This window comes from Halococcus saccharolyticus DSM 5350, from assembly GCF_000336915.1.
GTDB lineage: Archaea > Halobacteriota > Halobacteria > Halobacteriales > Halococcaceae > Halococcus > Halococcus saccharolyticus.
Genome location: NZ_AOMD01000027.1, coordinates 29,553 through 47,742 on the forward strand (window position 1 = coordinate 29,553; position 18,190 = coordinate 47,742).

At 64.2% G+C, this 18,190-nt stretch carries 18 protein-coding genes and 1 pseudogene; 9 read left to right on the top strand and 10 right to left on the bottom strand.

What is annotated here, in order from left to right; all coding sequences use genetic code 11:
• The first annotated feature begins 13 nt into the window (after positions 1 to 13).
• The 3 genes from C449_RS12240 (at position 14) to C449_RS12250 (ending at position 3,115) form a co-directional block, all read left to right on the top strand.
• On the top strand, positions 14 to 871 hold the full coding sequence (locus tag C449_RS12240; protein ID WP_006078336.1) for a halocyanin domain-containing protein: 858 nt from the start codon (positions 14 to 16) through the stop codon (positions 869 to 871).
• Positions 872 to 942: 71 nt separating this feature from the next.
• On the top strand, positions 943 to 1,965 hold the full coding sequence (locus tag C449_RS12245) for an NAD(P)/FAD-dependent oxidoreductase (protein WP_006078337.1): 1,023 nt from the start codon (positions 943 to 945) through the stop codon (positions 1,963 to 1,965).
• 157 nt (positions 1,966 to 2,122) lie between these two features.
• Positions 2,123 to 3,115 (top strand): MBL fold metallo-hydrolase, encoded by a 993-nt coding sequence (locus C449_RS12250; protein WP_006078338.1) that lies wholly within the window; start codon positions 2,123 to 2,125, stop codon positions 3,113 to 3,115.
• Positions 3,116 to 3,254: 139 nt separating this feature from the next.
• On the opposite strand, the gene C449_RS12255 is transcribed toward C449_RS12250, so the two are convergent.
• Together C449_RS12255 and C449_RS12260 are read right to left on the bottom strand one after the other, a co-directional pair.
• Positions 3,255 to 3,929, bottom strand: coding sequence for a helix-turn-helix domain-containing protein (locus tag C449_RS12255; protein ID WP_006078339.1), 675 nt, complete (start codon positions 3,927 to 3,929; stop codon positions 3,255 to 3,257).
• A 429-nt stretch (positions 3,930 to 4,358) separates the two neighbouring features.
• Positions 4,359 to 4,574, bottom strand: a complete 216-nt coding sequence (locus tag C449_RS12260) for a cold-shock protein (RefSeq protein WP_006078340.1) — start codon at positions 4,572 to 4,574, stop codon at positions 4,359 to 4,361.
• 178 nt (positions 4,575 to 4,752) lie between these two features.
• On the opposite strand from C449_RS12260, the gene C449_RS18690 reads away from it, so the two are divergent.
• The 3 genes from C449_RS18690 to C449_RS12275 all read left to right on the top strand — a co-directional run bounded on the left by C449_RS18690 (position 4,753) and on the right by C449_RS12275 (position 6,863).
• On the top strand, positions 4,753 to 5,022 hold the full coding sequence (locus C449_RS18690; RefSeq protein WP_006078341.1) for a DUF7571 family protein: 270 nt from the start codon (positions 4,753 to 4,755) through the stop codon (positions 5,020 to 5,022).
• 129 nt (positions 5,023 to 5,151) lie between these two features.
• Positions 5,152 to 5,688, top strand: coding sequence for a hypothetical protein (locus C449_RS12270; protein ID WP_241430113.1), 537 nt, complete (start codon positions 5,152 to 5,154; stop codon positions 5,686 to 5,688).
• Positions 5,685 to 6,863: an inorganic phosphate transporter gene (locus C449_RS12275; protein WP_006078343.1), complete on the top strand. Its 1,179-nt coding sequence runs from the start codon at positions 5,685 to 5,687 to the stop codon at positions 6,861 to 6,863. Before C449_RS12270 ends, C449_RS12275 begins: the two co-directional genes overlap by 4 nt.
• 212 nt (positions 6,864 to 7,075) lie before the next feature.
• Here C449_RS12275 and C449_RS12280 read toward each other — a convergent pair whose 3' ends face one another.
• Positions 7,076 to 7,801, bottom strand: coding sequence for an Nmad3 family putative nucleotide modification protein (locus tag C449_RS12280; protein ID WP_049914154.1), 726 nt, complete (start codon positions 7,799 to 7,801; stop codon positions 7,076 to 7,078).
• 252 nt (positions 7,802 to 8,053) lie between these two features.
• On the opposite strand from C449_RS12280, the gene C449_RS12285 reads away from it, so the two are divergent.
• Both C449_RS12285 and C449_RS12290 read left to right on the top strand, forming a co-directional pair.
• Positions 8,054 to 8,437, top strand: a complete 384-nt coding sequence (locus C449_RS12285) for a DUF7344 domain-containing protein (protein ID WP_241430114.1) — start codon at positions 8,054 to 8,056, stop codon at positions 8,435 to 8,437.
• Positions 8,438 to 8,532: 95 nt separating this feature from the next.
• Entirely contained in the window at positions 8,533 to 9,585 is a 1,053-nt protein-coding gene (locus C449_RS12290) for an aldo/keto reductase (protein ID WP_006078346.1), read from the top strand.
• 1 nt (position 9,586) lies between these two features.
• On the opposite strand, the gene C449_RS12295 is transcribed toward C449_RS12290, so the two are convergent.
• Complete coding sequence (locus C449_RS12295; protein ID WP_006078347.1) at positions 9,587 to 9,955, bottom strand: DUF7344 domain-containing protein; 369 nt, start codon at positions 9,953 to 9,955, stop codon at positions 9,587 to 9,589.
• 357 nt (positions 9,956 to 10,312) lie between these two features.
• On the bottom strand, positions 10,313 to 11,851 hold the full coding sequence (locus C449_RS12300) for a heme-binding protein (RefSeq protein WP_006078348.1): 1,539 nt from the start codon (positions 11,849 to 11,851) through the stop codon (positions 10,313 to 10,315).
• Between the two features lie 101 nt (positions 11,852 to 11,952).
• Here C449_RS12300 and C449_RS12305 point away from each other — a divergent pair, with 101 nt between their 5' ends.
• The gene (locus tag C449_RS12305) at positions 11,953 to 12,798 is read left to right on the top strand and encodes a formate/nitrite transporter family protein (RefSeq protein WP_006078349.1); all 846 of its coding nucleotides are present in this window, start codon (positions 11,953 to 11,955) and stop codon (positions 12,796 to 12,798) included.
• Positions 12,799 to 12,835: 37 nt separating this feature from the next.
• Here the strand turns inward: C449_RS12305 and C449_RS12310 are convergent, their stop codons facing one another.
• From C449_RS12310 to pyrH, 5 genes and pseudogenes are all read right to left on the bottom strand, one after another.
• On the bottom strand, positions 12,836 to 13,360 hold the full coding sequence (locus tag C449_RS12310; RefSeq protein ID WP_006078350.1) for an HPP family protein: 525 nt from the start codon (positions 13,358 to 13,360) through the stop codon (positions 12,836 to 12,838).
• A gap of 94 nt (positions 13,361 to 13,454) precedes the next feature.
• Positions 13,455 to 13,874 (bottom strand): universal stress protein, encoded by a 420-nt coding sequence (locus C449_RS12315; protein ID WP_006078351.1) that lies wholly within the window; start codon positions 13,872 to 13,874, stop codon positions 13,455 to 13,457.
• A gap of 51 nt (positions 13,875 to 13,925) precedes the next feature.
• Positions 13,926 to 15,704, bottom strand: coding sequence for a site-2 protease family protein (locus C449_RS12320; RefSeq protein ID WP_006078352.1), 1,779 nt, complete (start codon positions 15,702 to 15,704; stop codon positions 13,926 to 13,928).
• 83 nt (positions 15,705 to 15,787) lie between these two features.
• Positions 15,788 to 17,429: pseudogene (gene lysS, locus C449_RS12325) on the bottom strand (lysine--tRNA ligase).
• Entirely contained in the window at positions 17,422 to 18,138 is a 717-nt protein-coding gene (pyrH, locus tag C449_RS12330; protein WP_006078353.1) for a UMP kinase, read from the bottom strand. The pseudogene lysS and the gene pyrH overlap by 8 nt, the downstream one beginning before the upstream one ends.
• Positions 18,139 to 18,190 lie beyond the last annotated feature (52 nt).

Sequence of the window (18,190 nt, forward strand, 5' to 3'; positions counted from 1 at the left end):
TCGGGGAAAATAAATGACGGGACTGCCGCTGAAGCGTCCCGGCCGCCGCGACGTGTTCGGTTTTCGACGGTGCGTCTCGTCCGGTGTACTGGTTTCGAGCGGCTATCGAGGAGCGACGACGGAATCGGCGGTCTTTTGGGTCGAACGGACGAACACGAAACGACTGATGACGCCCGACACCGACGCCCTCGACAGACGAACCGTCCTCCGCGGCGCGGCCGGCGTGCTGGCCGCGGGAGCACTCGCTGGCTGTTCCGGCGGCTCCGGCGACGGCGAGTCGAACGGCTCCGGAGGTTCGGGAACCGAAAGCGAGGCAGCCACCGACGGAGATACGGCGACTGAAACCACGGAAACCGAAGGGGAAGCCGCGTCCGAATCGACCGACAACGAGTCGACAGGCAACGCTTCCACCGCGAACGAAACCGCCGGAGCGAACGCCACCACGGCAACGAACGGGACAACGGGGACGAACAACACGTCTGCGACGAACGGCACGGCGGGGACGAGCGTCGGGACGGGAGCCGTCGACGAGTATCTTGCCGAGGCAAAAGGATACGACGGCTCGATAGCCGACGAGACCGGCTCGGATGGGATCGAGATCTCTGTCGGTGCCGGCGAGAACGGATTCGCGTTCGGCCCGGCGGCAGTCCGCGTCTCGCCCGGCACCACGATCACGTGGACGTGGACCGGCGAAGGAGGGACACACAACGTCGTCTCCGAGGACGACGGCCCGCTCAACAGTGGGCAGCCGGAGATGGGTGAGGACGTGACCTACGAGGAAACGCTCGACTCACCGGGAGTGTATCCCTACTACTGTAACCCACACCGCTCGCTCGGTATGAAGGGCGCAGTCGTTGTCGCGAGCGAGTAGTACCCGTCGAGCGTCGCAGCACCGACTGCGATCCGGCCTGTTATGGGGCTCGCGACCCTATTATTTCACATATGGACGACGAGAACGACTTCGATGTCGCGGTGGTCGGCGGTGGACCGGCCGGCCTCACGACCGCCCTCTACACCACCCGGCTGGGCCACGACACCGTGGTCGTCAACCGCGGCGGCGGGCGTGCCGCGATGATGCGTGACACCCACAACGTCATCGGCGTCACCGAGGACGTGAGCGGCAACGAACTCCTCCAGGCTGCGATCGACCAGATCCAGGATTACGGCGCGGAGTACCGTCGCGGCTCGGTGACGAACGTCGAGGCGACCGACGGTCCGCGTCGGTTCCGAGTCGAGACGGGCGACGACGAGATTGCGGTCGATCGCGTAGTGCTCGCCACCGGCTTTTCCGATGCGACTCCCGATCCCCCGCTACCCCGCACCGGCCGCGGTCTCCACTACTGTCTCCACTGTGATGCGTACATGTTCGTCGACGAGTCGGTATACGTGATGGGCCACGGCGAGTCGGCCGCCCACGTCGCGATGATCATGCTCAACTTCACCGACGAGGTCGATCTCCTGCTCAGAGGCCACGAACCCGAGTGGTCCGACGAGACCGACCGCCAGCTTCGTGCGCACCCGGTCGAGATCGTCGACAGCGAGATCGAGAGCAAGTTTTCGGACGAAGACGATCCGGAATGGCTCGGCGGGTTCGAGTTCGAGGACGGGACGCGGCGGGAGTACAAAGGCGGGTTCGCGATGTACGGCTCGCAGTACAACAACGGCCTCGCGGCTGATCTCGGCTGCGATCTCACCGACGACGGCACGGTAGCGGTCGACGACCACGGTCGGACCTCGATCGAGGGGGTCTTCGCGGTCGGCGACCTCACACCGGGCCACAACCAGATCCCGGTGGCGATGGGCCAAGGGGCGAAAGCCGGCATCGCCATCCACTACGACCTCCGTCGGTTCCCGATGAGCCCTGAGGAGATCGAAGCTGCCGGCGGCGTCGACGACGAGGACGTCCCAGCGGTGTCGGCCGACCTGCGATCGAGTTCTGCCTCACACGCCGCCAGCGACGACTGATCGCCACGGTAGGCCGAATCGTTGGGACGAATCGACACCGCGGGTGGTATGTGGACGGGGGCAGTAGTAAGAATATGCAGGCCGAGTGCGACGGCGATCGGAGCCCGAGCCGACGAGCGCGCGACGAACGGATCGAGGGGCGCGAGGAGCGGTCGCGATGAAACGGATTCAGCTCGGTAACGCCGTGTTCGAAGGGCTGAACAACAGCTACGTGCTCGGAACAGAGCCGGACGCGAAGACGACGTTGATCGATACGGGCGTCGCCACGCCGGACGTCCGCGAGCAGTTGGCCGAAGGACTCACCGAACACGATCTCGCCTTTGCGGATGTCGACGAAGTGCTCCTTACTCACTGGCACGAGGACCACGTCGGGCTCGCGGGGACGATCCAGGATGCCGGCGGCGCGACGGTCCGCGTTCACGCCGACGACGCGCCGTTGGTCGAACAGGACGAAGAGGCGTGGTCGGCGATGAACGAGCGCCAGCGTGACCTTCTCGACGAATGGGGGCTGCCCGACGCGCCGCGCGAGGAACTCCTCGATTTCCTCGACAGCCACGGGGAACTGACCGGTCCCGCGCCGACCGTCGAGCCGTTCACCGACGGCGCACGGTTCGAGACGGCTGCGGGTACGCTCGAAGGGATTCATCTCCCAGGACACGCCGCCGGTCTCTCGGGGTTCGCCCTCGACGGCGATCAGGGTCGAGAACTGTTCAGCGGCGACGCACTGCTCCCACACTACACGCCGAACGTCGGCGGGGCGGACGTGCGCGTCGAGGGGCCGCTCGCGCGCTATCTCACGACGCTCGAACGGATCGTCGACGGCGAGTTCGATCGTGCACATCCGGGCCACCGCGACCCGATCGAGGACCCCGCGGGCCGCGCACGCGAGATCGCCGCTCACCACCGCGAGCGAACGGGACGAGTCGTCGACGTGCTAGCTGAGACGGGACCAACCGACGCGTGGACGGTGAGCGCACGCCTGTTCGGCGATCTCTCGAGTATCCACATCCTCCACGGGCCAGGCGAGGCGTACGCCCACCTCGATCATCTCGCCGCGGACGGCGTCGTCGAGCGGACGGGTCGAGAGTACCGACTCGTGGAATCCGATCCGGATCTCGACGCGCTGTTCCCGTCGATCGCCACCGCGTGAGCCGCTGACTCGGAGCGAGTTGTAGGGTAGCACTGTTTCTCAGAGTTTTCCACATCACAGATTATCGACTCGTTGAAACCAGCGTGCAAGATAGATCCTCTCTATCTCGCATCTGGACTTGGTCGCTATCTCTCGGCCCTTATTGATTCACAGGGTCAGATTCTTCGTCCTCGTCGACAGTCAGTGCGCTCGTGACGAGACTCTTGGTTGCTCGGCGCATCCGCTCGGAGAGGGCCTGATGGGAGATACCAAGCTGATCGGCGAGCTCTTGAGCGTTCACTTCTCGCGGGACGTCGTAGTAGCCTTCCTCAACAGCTGTAGTGAGTGTGTCGTACTGGTGGTTGGTGAGATTGTATTGGGCCTCCTCGAGATCATCAAGCCCGTAGATCTGCGTTACATCAAGCGTAAATCCACTCTCCTGAGCGTATTTGTTGGTCGCCGAAAGCCCGCTTCGCTCGGGGAAGAACACGCGGAGATGCCACTCGCCGTCGGTCGCGGTGGCCTCTTGGACGGTTGCACCCTGTCCCTGGACCATATAACCGATGATCTGAGCGGTATCGCCCCACACCATTCGGTAAAAGCGTTCACCCTCGACTTCGGCAAGTAACTCGATCTCTTCAACGCTCGGATCGGCTTCGAGTACCTCGGTCAATTCGTCGAACTCCCCGTATGTCGCCCTGACGAACGGTACAACATGGGTCGTTTCGTGGGCGACCACGCGATCGATTTCAAACACCATGTCCGGCCGGCGTTCGAGCGTCTCGCAGAGCGCGAACTCATTTGTCGGGATGCTGAACTCGGCGATCGTCGACATGAATTGGAGTGTGGAGGCTTGCAGATGAAGGTGTTGACTCGGAGACGGGCTATAATCTGTTTCGGGACGACTGCACACAGTTGCAGCTTCAGAAATTCGCGATCCTGGTCCTGCTGATCGAATAGCCGGGTACCTCGATTTCGATGTGCAACAATGAGGGGCTTTCTCGCCAATTTCACCCTGAAATCCGACTGATAACCGTGAATTAAGCGGATTCTGGCAAGTGGACAGTGAGTCGTCCGAGCAGACCACTGTTGGCAAATCGATGTGCAAGATATGCGCTCTGTATCCAGCACGCCACTCTTGTCCGTCGTCCCGACTATCGGTGTCGTCTTGGACGCTCAATCGATCACACGCCGGAAACGCTCATAGCCTACGCTTACCGGTCTGTTGGCACTGAAAATTCGAACCGTTGGTTGTCGCTCTGGCTTACAGTCGGGTGAGGTTGCTCGCTCGCGGCCCCTTCTGAGACTGTTCGATTTCGAACTCTACATCGGTGTCTTCTTCGAGATCCGGACCGCCGATGTCTTCCATGTGATAGAACACGTCCTCGTCGTCATCGAGGTCCGTTTCCTCGTCATCGTCGACTTTGATAAAGCCGTAGCCGCCCTGATCGTTGAAGAAATCAACCGTACCTTTCGTCATTACTCTTGGTCATGGGCTTCCGTCGGGGATAACGCTTCCGAGGGTAGTGATACCGTGACTCCGGTTGTACGCCTGTGGAACGGTCGGTCACACGTACCGTTGGCTCGGCGTTCAGCAGTCAAGTCGGATTCGGGGGCAAGTACTTCCGGTGCGGTCACGGAGTGTATCATGCATCGCCATGAAACCATGCCACAACTGCCAGACGGTCATCGACGAGTATCTCCTGGATAAACAGCTCGAGCCCCTGCGCGAGCTCACGGTTGACGACTTCAACGTCTGCGCGGACTGCGCGACCGTCGTCGCGGATGCATGCGTGAAGTGCGGTGGCGGGGTGTACGTTCCCCGCAACCAATCCGTTACCCCGGACTACTGCCCGGCGTGTCGGTCCGACCTCATAGATCGCACCGGTCACGACCCTGGCTGGACGCGTGATCACGTTCCCACCTGAACGGCGCTCGCTCTCGAACACTATTTTCGTCGCTCCGAGAAACGATAGGATTCAGCCGATTTGACCCTTCCATCCGGCCGAAATAGTTTTGGCAAGCTACTTGCGCGAGCAGGGTGTAATATCTACCATGTGCTTTTTCACATCCATGGGGGTCCGGTTCGCTCTCCCCGCACGAATGGCCTTCAGGCCCGGTGCGGCGTGAATCCGAGCCGCGTCGACACCATCGTCGACCTGACTTACGGGCTGTTGATCGCAGTCTCAGTCGTACTAATCGTTGTCGCGGGGAACGCCATCGGACTGGCGTTCGGGTTTGGAGTGCTCGTCTCCTACGTTCTACACGTCGTCTGGAAGATGGCCCGGTTCGATCCAAACTGGATGACGACGGCGGTCAAGGAAACCGTCGAGGAGACCGTCGACGAGACGGTTGGGGAAACCGTCGAAAAGACTGTCGACGAAACAGTGGAGAAGACGGTTGGGGAAACCGTTGAGAAGACCGTCGACGAAACAGTCGAGGAGAAGGTTGGGGAAACCGTCGAAGAGACCGTAGAGAAGACGGTCGAAGAGACGGTTGACGAGACAGTCGAAGAGACCGTAGAGAAGACCTTGGAAGAACAGATGGCAGCAGAGAGCGCAGACGACGAAGACGCCGAGACCGAGGATCGATGATCAGTGCACTCTTCGTTGTCGGCGTCCTCGTCGCGATGTTCGTCGCCTACAACATCGGTGGGTCGACCACAGGACCAGCGTTCGGGCCGGCCGTCGGTGCTGACGCTATCTCCAAGCCCGTTGCCGCGGGACTAATGGGCTTGTTTTTCTTCATCGGTGCCTGGACACTTGGCCGGAACGTCGTGACGAAACTCGGTACTGAATTGGTCGTCGACACTGGCATCTTCACTCTCGAATCTTCCATCGCAGTGTTGTTTTTCATTGGGATCGCACTACTGGTCGGGAACGTCTTTGGCGTGCCGGCCTCAACCTCGATGACCGCCGTGGGTGCTATCGCCGGTCTTGGGCTGGCCGGTGGCGTGCTAGATCTCGCCGTGATGGGGCAGATCGTCATCTGGTGGGTCGTCTCGCCCATCATCGGTTTCTGGGTCTCTCTGGTCATCGGTCGGTACTTCTACGCACGACTGAACGAGATGGTCGCGATGGAGCGCAGTACGGGGCCGCTGTTCGACGTCGACCGGTCCGGTTCCGTCCCCATCCCACGGCTCCACCGGACGACCAACCGCCGGGAGCTAATCGGGACGGTCACCGTCGTCGCGATCGGCTGTCTGATGGCCTTTTCCTCGGGTACCTCGAACATCGCCAACGCTGTCGCACCGTTAGTCGGCAGCGGTGAACTGGCGATGAACCCGGCCATTATCTTCGGTGGGATCGCCGTTACCATCGGAGCGTTCACCATCGCCCGCCGAACCTTAGAGACGATGGGCAGCGACATCACGGAGTTACCCTTGACTGCGGCTATCGTCGTCGCGTCGGTCTCCTCGACGCTAGTCGTCTTCCTCTCAGCGCTTGGCATCCCCGCGAGCTTCGTCATCATTGCGACGATGTCCATCGTCGGGTTAGGCTGGGGCCGGGCGACCCGGCCGATGACCGCTCCCGAAGTCATTGCCGGGGACGGGGGGCCTCCGGTCACGGTCAACGCACTGGCGGCCGATGAGGAAGGCGAGACGCTTCCGCCCATTGGCGCGGAGGACGCAGCGGACATCCCCAGCCCGGGGGCACTGTTCAACCCCGTGACGACCGCTCGGGTCGTTCTGATGCAAAACGTCGTGCCGGCTATCGCGACGGCTGGTGCCTATATTACGTTCCGATTCGTCCCGATATTCGGGATCTGAGCCAGCTTGGCCTCGTCATCGCAGAATCTGAGTGACAGATGGCGAGCGGCAGCCTCACCCCTCTGGGATGAATGCCTGAGCCGTCACACGCATAAGCCGAACGTCGTCGGTATTGGCCTCCAGCACCAGTCTGCTGAATGCAGCCTCTCTATCTTGCACGGCATTTCTGACAGCCCTCGGAGAGTAAGCGAACCAATGTATGGGTTTGACTGCTAATCCCCATCGAAACAGTCCTCAAAGCGGTCGTTTCGACGTATAGCAAGCAGCTCCGCGGTCGCTTCCGCGTCGAAGCGGAGCGGTCGCCGCCACCACGGCCCCTTTCCGGAATCGTCCGATAGCTCGGTGACGATCCGGTTCGCGTCGGTGCCAGCCGCGCGCCCGCTCAACGGGAGCGCCGTCTCGTACAGCGCCGAGCCGTCGGGATCGCCGGCGAGCAACACCGCAGCGTCGAACGTCTCGCGCTTGACGTGAGCGTTCGAGGCGAAGCGGTCGCGTTCGGCGGGCGTAAGGTCGGGATACTCCGCGCCGGTCACGGGATCGCGCGCGAGTTCGAACTGTCCGATGAGATACGCACCCCACTCTGGAGCCTGCCACGACGCCGGTTCGCCCGCGGTCGTGAGCGTCGCGTAGAAGAAGACGTAATCGCCCGCCGCGAGATCGGCGAGTGGTCGGGCCTTCACCCCGTGTGGATCACCGTAGCTGTACCGGTCGCCGTAGGGGTACTCCGGGAACTCGGGGTCGAGATGCACGGGAGTGTCGAGCACGTCCGTCGGGAGGTCGGTAGCGAGATCGAGATCCGCGTAGGTCGGCACCGGTTCATCGGTCGGTTCAGTTTCGGGGATCGGCACGTACTCGAACGCGCCGTCAGTCCTGATCGGCCCGCGAACGCCCGGAGTATTGGTGTTGGCACCGACGTTGATCGCCACGGCCCGACTCATGGCGTGCTCACTCGTTCCGGGAACAAAAACTTCGCTTTCGCCGGTCATCGTGGCTACTGGTGTCCGCTTCATCGAGCGATTCCGACGATCGAGAGATCGTGCCAGCGGCGAGGTGAGAGGGGTTTCAAGGGCTGGACAGTTTCTCTCGAAGTCAGTGACCGTTTCGGCACCGGTACGGTGAACTATTTATTCGCACGGAGAGTTCATGGGATTTCTTTATGACGGCTCCCTGTTTTGAATGGAGTGTTACGTATGACAGGTCGCTCGTCTCCAGCCGCTGGCCACGTATCGGTGGGGAACGGTACGGAGCCACCGTCGGTCGAGTCGGAGCCGATCACGGCGGCCCGGCAGCGAGTCGCGCTCGACGAACTCCGGAAGTTCGCGTATCCGGTCGAGCTTCGGACGCTCGCGGCGTACGTCGTGGCCGCACGCGAGAACGTTCCCGTCGACACGGTCGGCGACGAAGTACGCGAGCGGACTGCCATCCGCCTCCACCATATCGATATCCCCGTGCTGATCGACGCCAGACTCGTCGACTACGACCCCGAAAGTCGGATGGCGGTCCGTCTCGACGCCCACGCGGACGATCGATACACGGGTGTCGAGAGCGACTCGCGTCGGTACGATGTCGCCTGACCGGAGACGAGTCGCTCGAACACTCGTTTCGAGCACGCGAGTGTGCACCCGATCGAACCACGCCCGCTAAGTGGCCCCGAAACCAAGACGCGCGTATGCACTACCGCGAACTCGGCGATTCCGGCGTCGAGGTGAGCGAGGTGGGCTTCGGCGCGTGGACCGTCGGCACCGACTGGTGGGGTGATCGGAGCGAACAGGAAGGAATCGAGATGCTCCAGCACGCGTTCGATCGGGGCGTCACCTTCTTCGACACCGGCGACGTGTACGGCCACGGCCGTTCGGAAGAACTGGTCGGCGAAGCGCTCGCCGACGTTCGCGACGAGGTCGCCATCGCCACCAAAGTCGGCTACGATTTCTACAACAACCCGCAGGCGGGCCACGGTGAACTGCCGAAGGAGATGGATGCGGAGTACCTCCACACCGCAGTCGAGCGGAGTCTGGAGCGCCTCGACACCGAGTACGTCGATCTCCTCCAGCTCCACAACGCGAACGTCGACGAGGTAGACGAGGACCTGCTCGAAGCGCTCGACGAACTCCGCGAATCCGGGAAAGTCGAGGCGATCGGCTGGGCGCTCGGCCCCTCGATCGGGTGGCTCGCGGAGGGCGACGCCGCGATCGAGAACGAGTTCGACGCGATCCAGGTCGTTTTCAACCTGTTCGAGCAGGTCCCCGGCCAGCACTTCATCGAGACGATCGACGACCTCGACGCCGACACGAGTCTGATCCCCCGCGTGCCACACTCCTCGGGCCTGCTGAACGAGCAGGTCACGCCCGAAACCGAACTCGGCGAGGGCGATCATCGGGGGTTCCGACCCGACGAGTGGTACGACACCGGCTGGGAGAAAGTCGACAAACTGCGATTCCTCGAACGCGATGGAGAACGTACGATGGGGCAGGCCACGATCCAGTGGCTGCTCGCCCACGACGCGGTCGCCTCGGTAACGCCGACCTTTCGTACTGCCGCCGACATCGACGAGTGGGCCGCGGCCCCCGAGACACCACCGCTGTCGGACGAGGAGGGAGAGCGCGTCGCCGACCTCTACGAGCGAGATTTCGATATCGAGCGCGACGACGGGATGGCAGGCTTTCGATCCTCGGTCGAGGGAATCGACCTCAACGCGGTTGGCGCGAAGTACGCCGGCGACTGAGCTACCGATCGTTCTCGGCGACGTGTGCCAGTAGCCCCTCGACGAGCGGTGAGGCGATGTAGCGGACCGTACTCCGGGCGCTGTCGTACTCGACGAGACCCCAATCGTCGAGTTTCGGGAGTTCGACGTCGGCGATCGACGTGCGGACGTGTCGGCGGGTCGCTGCGGAGGGTGCTTCCTGGGAGGTGACGTGATCGACGAGCGTCTCGATGGCCATGGTGTCGCCGCTGTGTTCGCGAAGCGCGGTGACGACGGTGCGCCGGCGCGGATCGGCGAGTGCGGCGAACGCGTCGTCGGGCGTCACCGATGGCGTCGTGTCGAAGTCGGTGCCGGAGCGACCGTCGGTCGAGTCGAGCGGCACATCGGACATGACGGGTGAACGGTGGTCGTCGACAGGGATGAACGGCCGAGACCGTTTGGCGTCGTTGTCGCCCCTTCCGTCCGTTTTCGATCATAAACAGTGCAAACGGCGTTCGGTGCGGCGGCGGTGCGGACACGGTTGCGGCGCGGCCGACGGTGCGGCTGCGGAGGCGGTGCGATCCTGGTGGATGAAGGGCAAGCGACCGTAGGAAGCGAGGGCTTCGGCGGTGCTGTACAGTAGCGGTTGCGGAGAGTGCCAGCAGTTCTACCGCGAGCGAACGGAGTGAGCGAGCGGGAGTTTTTGATGAAGCTTTTTGCAAGGGGTTGAGCGAGTCGAAGGCGAGCGAACCCCCCGCAGTAAAACGGTTCAGGTGAGGAAAACGTGGCGCGGCCGGTCCGCGAGCACGTCCTGACCCCACGAGACGGTGTCGGCGAACGCGTCGCTTCGGAAGAACTCCATCGCGTCTTCGCGCGAGCGCCACTGGCTGGCGATGAACATATCGTTTTCGTCCGCACGGTTGACGAGGAGATCGGTTTCGTGGTGGCCGTCCATGTCGGCGAGGAGGTCGCCAACGGTGGCGAACTTCTCGACGAACTCCTCACGGTGTTCTGGCTTCGTGGTGTAGAACATCCCCATCGTGCCGAAGCCCGCTTCTTCGCCCTCCAGCTCACCGACTTCCGCGCGCGAGACGACGCCCGGGAGATCGGCGAGGAAGCCACCGGCGGTCTCGGCGGCGCTCGCGGTGTCCCAGATGCTCACGACTGCCGCGTTGCCACCGTCCGTGCTCGCGGTTTCACCGCTCGCATCCGAGGCGCTTCGCGCCTCGCTATTCGTATAGACCGCGGTCTTGACGTGAGTGTCGTAGTGTTCGAAGTTCCCGCGGAGGCCGTCGACATCGTCGGCGAGGGTTGCGGGCTCGGCCTCGGAGTAGAGCACCATCGCGTGGACATCCTCGCCGTGAGGTTGGCCGGCGTAGATGTCCTCGTCGGCGAGTGCCTCCCGAATGTCCTGCTCGCTCTCGTCATCGTGATCGTCGTCGGAACGACCACCGTGATGGCCTTCGTCGTGGTGGCGTTCGCCGTGTGCGCTCGCGTCGCCGTGATGATGGCTGGTGTCCTCGCCCGTGGGAACTGGCTCGCCGGCGAGGAGCGCGCCGAGGTCCTCCGGGGGGAACCGCCGACCGAAACGGAACCGGCCGAACTCGGCGTAGCGCGAACTCGACGGATCGAACCGCATCTCGTAGAGGAGTTTCTTGATCTGTGCGGGGTCGTCCGCGAAGAGAGTAACGCCCCACTCATAATCGTCGAACCCGACGCTGCCGGTGATGATCTGGGTGACGTCGCCGGCGTAGTCGCGGCCGATGTCGCCGTGGCCGCTCATGAGGTCGCTCCGCTCGTCGAAAGGGAGATCGTACCAGTTGTCCTCGGGCCCACGGCGCTTGTCCATCGGGTAGAAGGAGACGTGCTCCATGTCGGGGATGTCGGGCTTCAACCGGGATTCGATGTAGCGCGCCATCCCGGTGTCCTCGACCTCCTCGCCTTCGAAGTAGTCCTGGGACATGTAGCCCGAGACCTCCGTGACCGAGAGGTAGGAGTCGGTCTGTTCGGTGAAATCGGCGAGCGCCGTGGCCTCGAACCGTCGTTCGGCGGTATCGAGGTGGGCCATCGACGGCCGGAGGTGGAGCACGAGGAGATCGGCGTCGTGGCCGAGCACGCTGAACGTCGCCGACCCGCCCGCGTCGGCGTCCGCGACGGCCTCGTGGGCCGTGAGGTAGTCGATCCCCTCCTCGATCGCGCGCTGGCGCTCACGGTCGGGGGCCGCGCGCCACGCGTCCCAGTCCACCGTCCGAAAGTCGTGGAGCACGTACCACCCTTCCTCGGTCCGCGGTGGCTCTCGTCGGTCCATGTCGCAACTACGGGCCGAACGACAAGGGCGTTTGTGTTTCGACGCCGGCACGGGCAGTCCCAACCGTTTAGCGCCCGTGGGTATCCACGGACAGTAGTGCGATGAGTGCAAACGAGGACGGCCCCACCGGCGCGACGCTCTCCTATCGCAAGATCCTCGAGCGCGAGATGGAGAACGCCCTGAAAGAGATGGACCGGCCCGCGGTCGGGACGTTCATCTCGGGCTTTTCGGCCGGGCTCAACCTGAGCTTCGGGGCGCTGTTCATGGCGATGGTGCTGACCTTCGCGGGCGGGTTCGACTCGACACTCACCAAACAGGTCACGCTCGCCGGTGTCTCCTCGATCGCGTTTCTGTTCGTCGTCATCGGTCAGACCGAACTCTTTACTGCTCACTCCACGATGGCTGTCCTCCCGGTGCTCGACGGCCGAGCGTCGCTTCGTGATCTCGGACAGATCTGGAGCGTAACCTACGTCTCGAACCTGCTCGGCTGTGCGGCGTTCGTCGCACTCATCGCGGCGATCGGCGAACCGATGGGGATCGCCGAGCCGAGCGCGTTCGGCTCGCTCGCGGGCGCGCTCGTCGGTCTTCCGTGGTGGACGATCACCCTGTCGGGAGTCGTCGCGGGGTGGTTGATGGGGATGGCGACGTGGCTCTCGGCCGCCAGTCGCGACACCGTCGGCCGAATCGTCTTCGTGTTGCTCACGACCGCTGCCATCGGGTTCGGGCCGTTCCACCACGCGATCCTCGGCACGACGGAAGTACTCTCGGCGATCGTCCTCGATGCGGGCGTCGCGCCGGGCGCGTTCGTCCCGTTCATCGTCTTCACGACCATCGGCAACGTGCTCGGCGGGACGGTCTTCGTCGCACTCCTCAACTACGGCCACATCGCTCTCGCGGGCGAGGAGAAAGACGTGGACTTCCAAGCGAACGGTATCGAGGATTCCTGACTCCGGTGACTGCACCCGTACGCGCCGATGTACTGCATCAGTCGGAGCGCGATCGACCGATGGCGAAAACGCCGCGCCTATCGAGTGCCGCGTCGGTCAGCAGGAGTAATCGCTGTACTCCGAGGAGAACGGCCACGGCAGCGACGATCAGGACGCCTTCGAGAGGACTCGATAGCAGTCCGAGCGCGACGATCAGCGTCGTCGCACACGCCGGCGGGTGACGGACGCCGAGATGGATCATCCCCATCACGGTGAGTACGATGGCCCCGACGCCGCTGGCAGCGAGTCGGAGACCGGGGAGCGAGAGTGGCGCGATCTCGCTCGTCACGACGATACCGCCGGCGAAGAGGTGGTAGGTAGCGAGGCCGGTGACGACGCCGATCGCGTGGCTCACGACCACTCGCCGGGTGTCGCTCGCCTCGCTCTCGGGGAAGGTGGCGAGAACGAACGCCGAGGGGCCGAGGCTCGGAAACAGCGCCGGCAGGCCCGTTGCCCACGCGAGCACACCGATGACGGCGATGAGCAGCCCCGTATGGAGGCCCGTGGCGAGCCGATCGTCCATCGTCGGCGGTTCGGTGGCCGGGCCTAAAACGCCGCTGAAGCCCGATCGACGGCGGTCGACTGCGGATCGTTCTCGGAAACGGCCGACACGCGAATCAGGGGACGACGGTCACCGGGACGGACGAGTCCTGCACGACCGTCCCTGCGACGCTTCCCAGCAGGACGCGCGAGACGCCGGAACGCCCGCGGCTTCCCATGACGATCGCGTCGATGTCGTGGTCGTCGGCGTACGCGGTGATGGCGTCGGCAGGCCGACCCTCGACGACCGCCGTATCGAGCGTCGCGTCGTACTCCGCCGCCAGTTCGTCGGCTGCCGCGAACAGCTCCTCGGCGGCCGTTTCGGCGGTGTCGGCGGCCGTTTCACTGTCGCCGGATCGCTCACCATAGCCCGCTCCCGTCGGGTCGATGACGTTCAGTACAGTGACGTCGGCCTCGGGAAAGATCGTGAGTGCGTGTTCGAGTCCGGGCCAGGAGTGTGTCGAGTCGGTCAACGGGACGAGCAATCGTCGGCCCATGATCGGATCAGTCGGCGGTCGGGCATAAGCCTGCGGCAGCACGTTTCGGTCTCAGCCAGCCAACACCGTCGGCCCGAAGATCATCACGACGAGTGCGCCGATCATCGTGAGCGTCACCGCCGTCGTCACTGCGCCGGCGAGCGCCTGCCGACTGCCGATCGGGAGCCGGGAAACCACCGCTTCGGTGCTCGCCCGGAAGATGTGGCCGCCGTCGAGCGGGAACGAGGGGATACAGTTGAACAGCCCGAGGTTGACGTTGATCCAGCCGGTCCAGAACAGCACGTTCGCGAGGGTGAACACGCTCCCGCCGAGGAACGACAGCGGTCCCGTGATGGTGAAGTAGTTCCTGACTGGGCCGACGAAGCCTGCAAAGCTGACGAGCCCGCTGCTCCCCGGAACCGCGCCCGCGAACGGCAGTGAGATCACGGCGAGGAACTGTGCGACCAGCGAGCCGCCCAGGCCACCGGCTCCACCTGCTCCGTCTCCACCGCCACCGCCGAGCAGGCCGAGATACTGCGAGGCGGGATACGACTGAATGCCGAAGTCGTCGACCACGATCCCAGTCGTGCCGGGTGAGATTCTGACGCCGAGGAATCCGTTACCGGTATCGGGGTTCTCGTTCAATTGTACCGAGTAGTTGCCGCGGTCGTCGTTCACGACCGCCTCGACACGCACCCTCTCGTTCGGTTCGGTCCCATCGAGCACGTCGCTCAACGCCGACCGGTTCGGCGTGCGCTCGCCGGCAATACGGGTGACGACAACCGACTCACCCGCAAGGCCGTCGCTCGCGTTCGCGAGTGGACCGCCGGGCGTGACGGTCGCGGCCGCGCCGACGGGCATCGTCACGGTTCCGTTGTCGGTCGAAAGCTGTGCCGTCGATCGGTTTTCGAGCGCTGCGTGGAAGGCGTTCTCGGTGCCGACGGCGGTCCCGTTGACCGCCTCGATCGACGTTCCGGTGGCGAGCGGTCCGTCCACGACCGCGCTGGTGACGACGACCGACCGCTGTACCGTGGTAGTGTTGCCGTCCTGTAGCGAGACCGCGACTGTGCGGTTCGCGTCCGCGAGCGCGGCGTCGAACTCGCTCGCGTTCGCCACCTGCTGCCCGTCGATGTGGGTGATGACGTCGCCACGATCGATACCGGCGTCGGCGGCGGGAGTGCCGTTGAGCGCCCCGCCGACGGGAACGCCGGGTGCGGCCGCGATCGAGCCGACCACCGGGCCGAAGAGGAGGGCGAACGCGATTACCGTGATCGCGAAGTTGTTGGTGACGCCCGCAGCGAACATCCGGGTGCGGTCTCCGCGGTCGGCGCGCGCCTGACTCTCTTCGTCGGGTTCGACGAACGCGCCCATCGGGATCACCGCGAGCAGCGCGAGTCCCATCGATTCGATGTCGATGTCTTCGACCCGACAGAGCAGGCCGTGGCCACCCTCGTGAACCACCAGACCGACGAGAAGGCCGAACACGATCTCGGGCGCGACCGAGAGCGGCAAGAACTGGTTGACGCCAGGGATCACGAGCGCGTCCTGTGGCTGCCTGATTACCGTGGATTCGGGCTGGTTGAAGATCCTGACGGCGCTGAAGAGCACCGCGAGGAAGGAGCCAGCCATCACCACCAGCGCGATCCCGACGCCGACGTTGGCCCACGCCCGCCAGAACCGCTTCGGTCCCGCGAGCCAGTCGAGAAACTCCTTTCCGCGCTGGGTGTGGATCGTCGTGATCGGCCCCGACACCCGAACCGAACTCGGCAGGACGCCCCACGACTGGAGCGCCGTCGCAACGAGTGTATAGAGGAGAAGCCCCGAAAGCACCCACACCAGCGTGCTAACCATCATCCGTTCGGACGGCCCTCGCGGCCATGAGGGTTTGGTTTGCCCGCGTCCTCCTCACCCCACACCGCAGCGCCGAAACGAGGCTACGCCTCACGCCGGAGGCGACGAACCACGAACGCGCGGTCGAGATCGGCGAGGAAGGTGCCGAGCTGTGGCCCCTGATCGGTGTCGAAGAAGAGCCGGTAACCCGCGGCGAACAGGTTTCCGGGATCGAGATCGTGTCGCCGCGCAGTCTCGAAGATCTCGCTCTGGATCGCCTCACCAGCGTGGCCCGCTTCGACGAAGTCGGCGAGGTCATCGAGCGCGGCCTCGGTGGCAGCGTCGAACTCCGTGGCGGGGAGGTCGGCTGCGAGGCGGTAGTTGTAGGCGTTGTCGACGCGCTCGGCCCACGTACGGGCGCGGTTGACTCGTGCGAGCGCGTCCATGACGACTTCTTCGGAGGCGTCCGTGGGAATGTGATCCTCACGGCGCGCCATCTTCTCGCGGAGATCGGAATCGTCGGTCATCCCCAACACGGCAGCGAAGGTGTAGGGAAGCCGGAGCCGTGGAGTCTCGCTGTCGCCGATGACCGTCGGGTAGGCGGCTTCGACCGTCGCCATCGATCGGGCTTCAGTGTCCAAATCCTCGGAGTACGCTCGCTCGAAGCGATCAAATTCGTCGACGAGCTGATCGACCCGCTCGACCGAGAAATCCCGTGCCGTACTCGGATCCTTTGTGAAGAAGTACCGGAGCACTTCAGGTTCGATCAGTTCGAGCACGTCCTGGACCATGATGACGTGTCCGGCCGACGACGAGAACGGCTGGCCATCGAGCGTGAACCACTCGTAGGCCATCGGGACTGGTGGGATATCGCCGAGGACATTGCGGGTAATGTCGGCCCCGCTCGGCCACGAGCCTTCGGCGTGGTCCTTCCCGAACGGTTCGAAGTCCACGTCGAGCACTTGCCACTGGGCGGGCCACTCGAAGCGCCACGGGAGTTTACCCTCGCGGAGGGTCGCAGTTCCCTCGTGGCCGCAGCCCTCGATCGTCTGATCGCCCGCCTCCATGTCAGTGCAGACGTACTCGACGGTGCCCGCATCGAGGTCGATGTTCGTGACGGCGTCGGTTTCGACCACGTGGCCGCAGTTCGCACAGATCGGCCGGAACGGGACATAGGTATCATCGACCTTGTCCTGATACTTTGCGAGCACCCGCCGCGCCTCGGCACGGTGCTGTCTCTTATACACATCTCTNGACCGATCCGCGCTCGTCGAGACGGTCGACGAGTCGCTCGATCAGCGTCACGAAGTGCTCGCCATACGAATCACAGCAGCCGAAGGGGTCCGGAATCGCGGTGTAGGGTTTTCCGAGGTTTCGGCCGAGCGCGCCGGCGTTGACGTCGCCGAGATCCACGACGTTGCCGTCGAGGTCGGCGAGCTTTCGAGGAAGTTTGCGGAGCGGATCGCGGTCGTCGGCGGTGAACACCTGCCGAACCGTATGCCCCCGTTCGCGCAGCGCTTCGGCCACGAAGTACCCCCGCGCGATCTCGTTCATGTTTCCGAGATGAGGAACTCCCGACGGCGAGATCCCACCCTTGATGACGATGGGATCGTCGGGGTCACGTTCGAGGATCCGATCGGCGACCGACTCGGCCCAGAAGTCGTGAGACTGCGAGCCGCTGAGGACGTACGGGTCGTCGATGGCGTCGTCGGCCGTTTCGTTTCCGGTTGGCCTCTCGTCAGTCATTCATCGCCCAGTAGGTCGGTTCGTCCGCGGCCGCTGGGATGATGTCGGTACCGTCGTGGCTGCCGGATTCGACGACCTCCGCGACTCGGTCGGGGTCGGTACCGTCGAGGACGACAGTACGAACGCCCGAGCGTTCGATGATCTTCGCCGCGAGCAGGTCGACAGGAGCGCTCGCGCCGGCGGTCATCTCGATGTCGGCGATCACGTCGACGAGCTCGGTGGCCGAGAGCTCGTCGTAGCGGTGTGCGCCGTCGTTTTCGGCGGGATCGGCGTCGAACACGCCCGGAACGCTGGTGGCATAGACGAGAAGATCCGCACCGGCGTACTCCGCGAGCGCGGCGCTCACCGCGTCGGTGGTCTGGCCCGGTGCGACGCCGCCCATGACCGCGATCTCGCCGCGCCTGAGTGCCGCGCCCGCTGTCTCGTAATCCCGGGCGGGGCGGGTCGCCGCACGCTCGGAGAGCGCCGCGATCAGCAGGCGGGCGTTGAGCCGGGTGGTGTCGACGCCGAGCTGGTCGAGTTCGATCTCGTTCGCGCCGAGTTCGCGGGCGGTGTGGATATACTCTCTCGCAACGGTTCCGCCGCCGACGACCGCACCGACGGTGTGGCCCGCTTCGACGAGGTTCTCGATGACGGCTGCGTGCGCGCCGACGCGTTCGGGATCCCTGGGTGCGAGAACGCTCCCGCCGAGCGAGAGAACGAGTTTCATTGCTGCCGGATTGCCCGGACGCACGCATAAGGGTTATCAACGCCGTCGAAGG

Bases quoted from the DNA above. Each gene is read 5' to 3' on its own strand.
- C449_RS12240 (WP_006078336.1), top strand. From the start codon at position 14: ATGACGGGACTGCCGCTGAAGCGTCCCGGCCGCCGCGACGTGTTCGGT.
- C449_RS12245 (WP_006078337.1), top strand. From the start codon at position 943: ATGGACGACGAGAACGACTTCGATGTCGCGGTGGTCGGCGGTGGACCG.
- C449_RS12250 (WP_006078338.1), top strand. From the start codon at position 2,123: ATGAAACGGATTCAGCTCGGTAACGCCGTGTTCGAAGGGCTGAACAAC.
- C449_RS12255 (WP_006078339.1), bottom strand. From the start codon at position 3,929: ATGTCGACGATCGCCGAGTTCAGCATCCCGACAAATGAGTTCGCGCTC.
- C449_RS12260 (WP_006078340.1), bottom strand. From the start codon at position 4,574: ATGACGAAAGGTACGGTTGATTTCTTCAACGATCAGGGCGGCTACGGC.
- C449_RS18690 (WP_006078341.1), top strand. From the start codon at position 4,753: ATGAAACCATGCCACAACTGCCAGACGGTCATCGACGAGTATCTCCTG.
- C449_RS12275 (WP_006078343.1), top strand. From the start codon at position 5,685: ATGATCAGTGCACTCTTCGTTGTCGGCGTCCTCGTCGCGATGTTCGTC.
- C449_RS12280 (WP_049914154.1), bottom strand. From the start codon at position 7,801: ATGAGTCGGGCCGTGGCGATCAACGTCGGTGCCAACACCAATACTCCG.
- C449_RS12285 (WP_241430114.1), top strand. From the start codon at position 8,054: ATGACAGGTCGCTCGTCTCCAGCCGCTGGCCACGTATCGGTGGGGAAC.
- C449_RS12290 (WP_006078346.1), top strand. From the start codon at position 8,533: ATGCACTACCGCGAACTCGGCGATTCCGGCGTCGAGGTGAGCGAGGTG.
- C449_RS12295 (WP_006078347.1), bottom strand. From the start codon at position 9,955: ATGTCCGATGTGCCGCTCGACTCGACCGACGGTCGCTCCGGCACCGAC.
- C449_RS12300 (WP_006078348.1), bottom strand. From the start codon at position 11,851: ATGGACCGACGAGAGCCACCGCGGACCGAGGAAGGGTGGTACGTGCTC.
- C449_RS12305 (WP_006078349.1), top strand. From the start codon at position 11,953: ATGAGTGCAAACGAGGACGGCCCCACCGGCGCGACGCTCTCCTATCGC.
- C449_RS12310 (WP_006078350.1), bottom strand. From the start codon at position 13,360: ATGGACGATCGGCTCGCCACGGGCCTCCATACGGGGCTGCTCATCGCC.
- C449_RS12315 (WP_006078351.1), bottom strand. From the start codon at position 13,874: ATGGGCCGACGATTGCTCGTCCCGTTGACCGACTCGACACACTCCTGG.
- C449_RS12320 (WP_006078352.1), bottom strand. From the start codon at position 15,704: ATGGTTAGCACGCTGGTGTGGGTGCTTTCGGGGCTTCTCCTCTATACA.
- pyrH (WP_006078353.1), bottom strand. From the start codon at position 18,138: ATGAAACTCGTTCTCTCGCTCGGCGGGAGCGTTCTCGCACCCAGGGAT.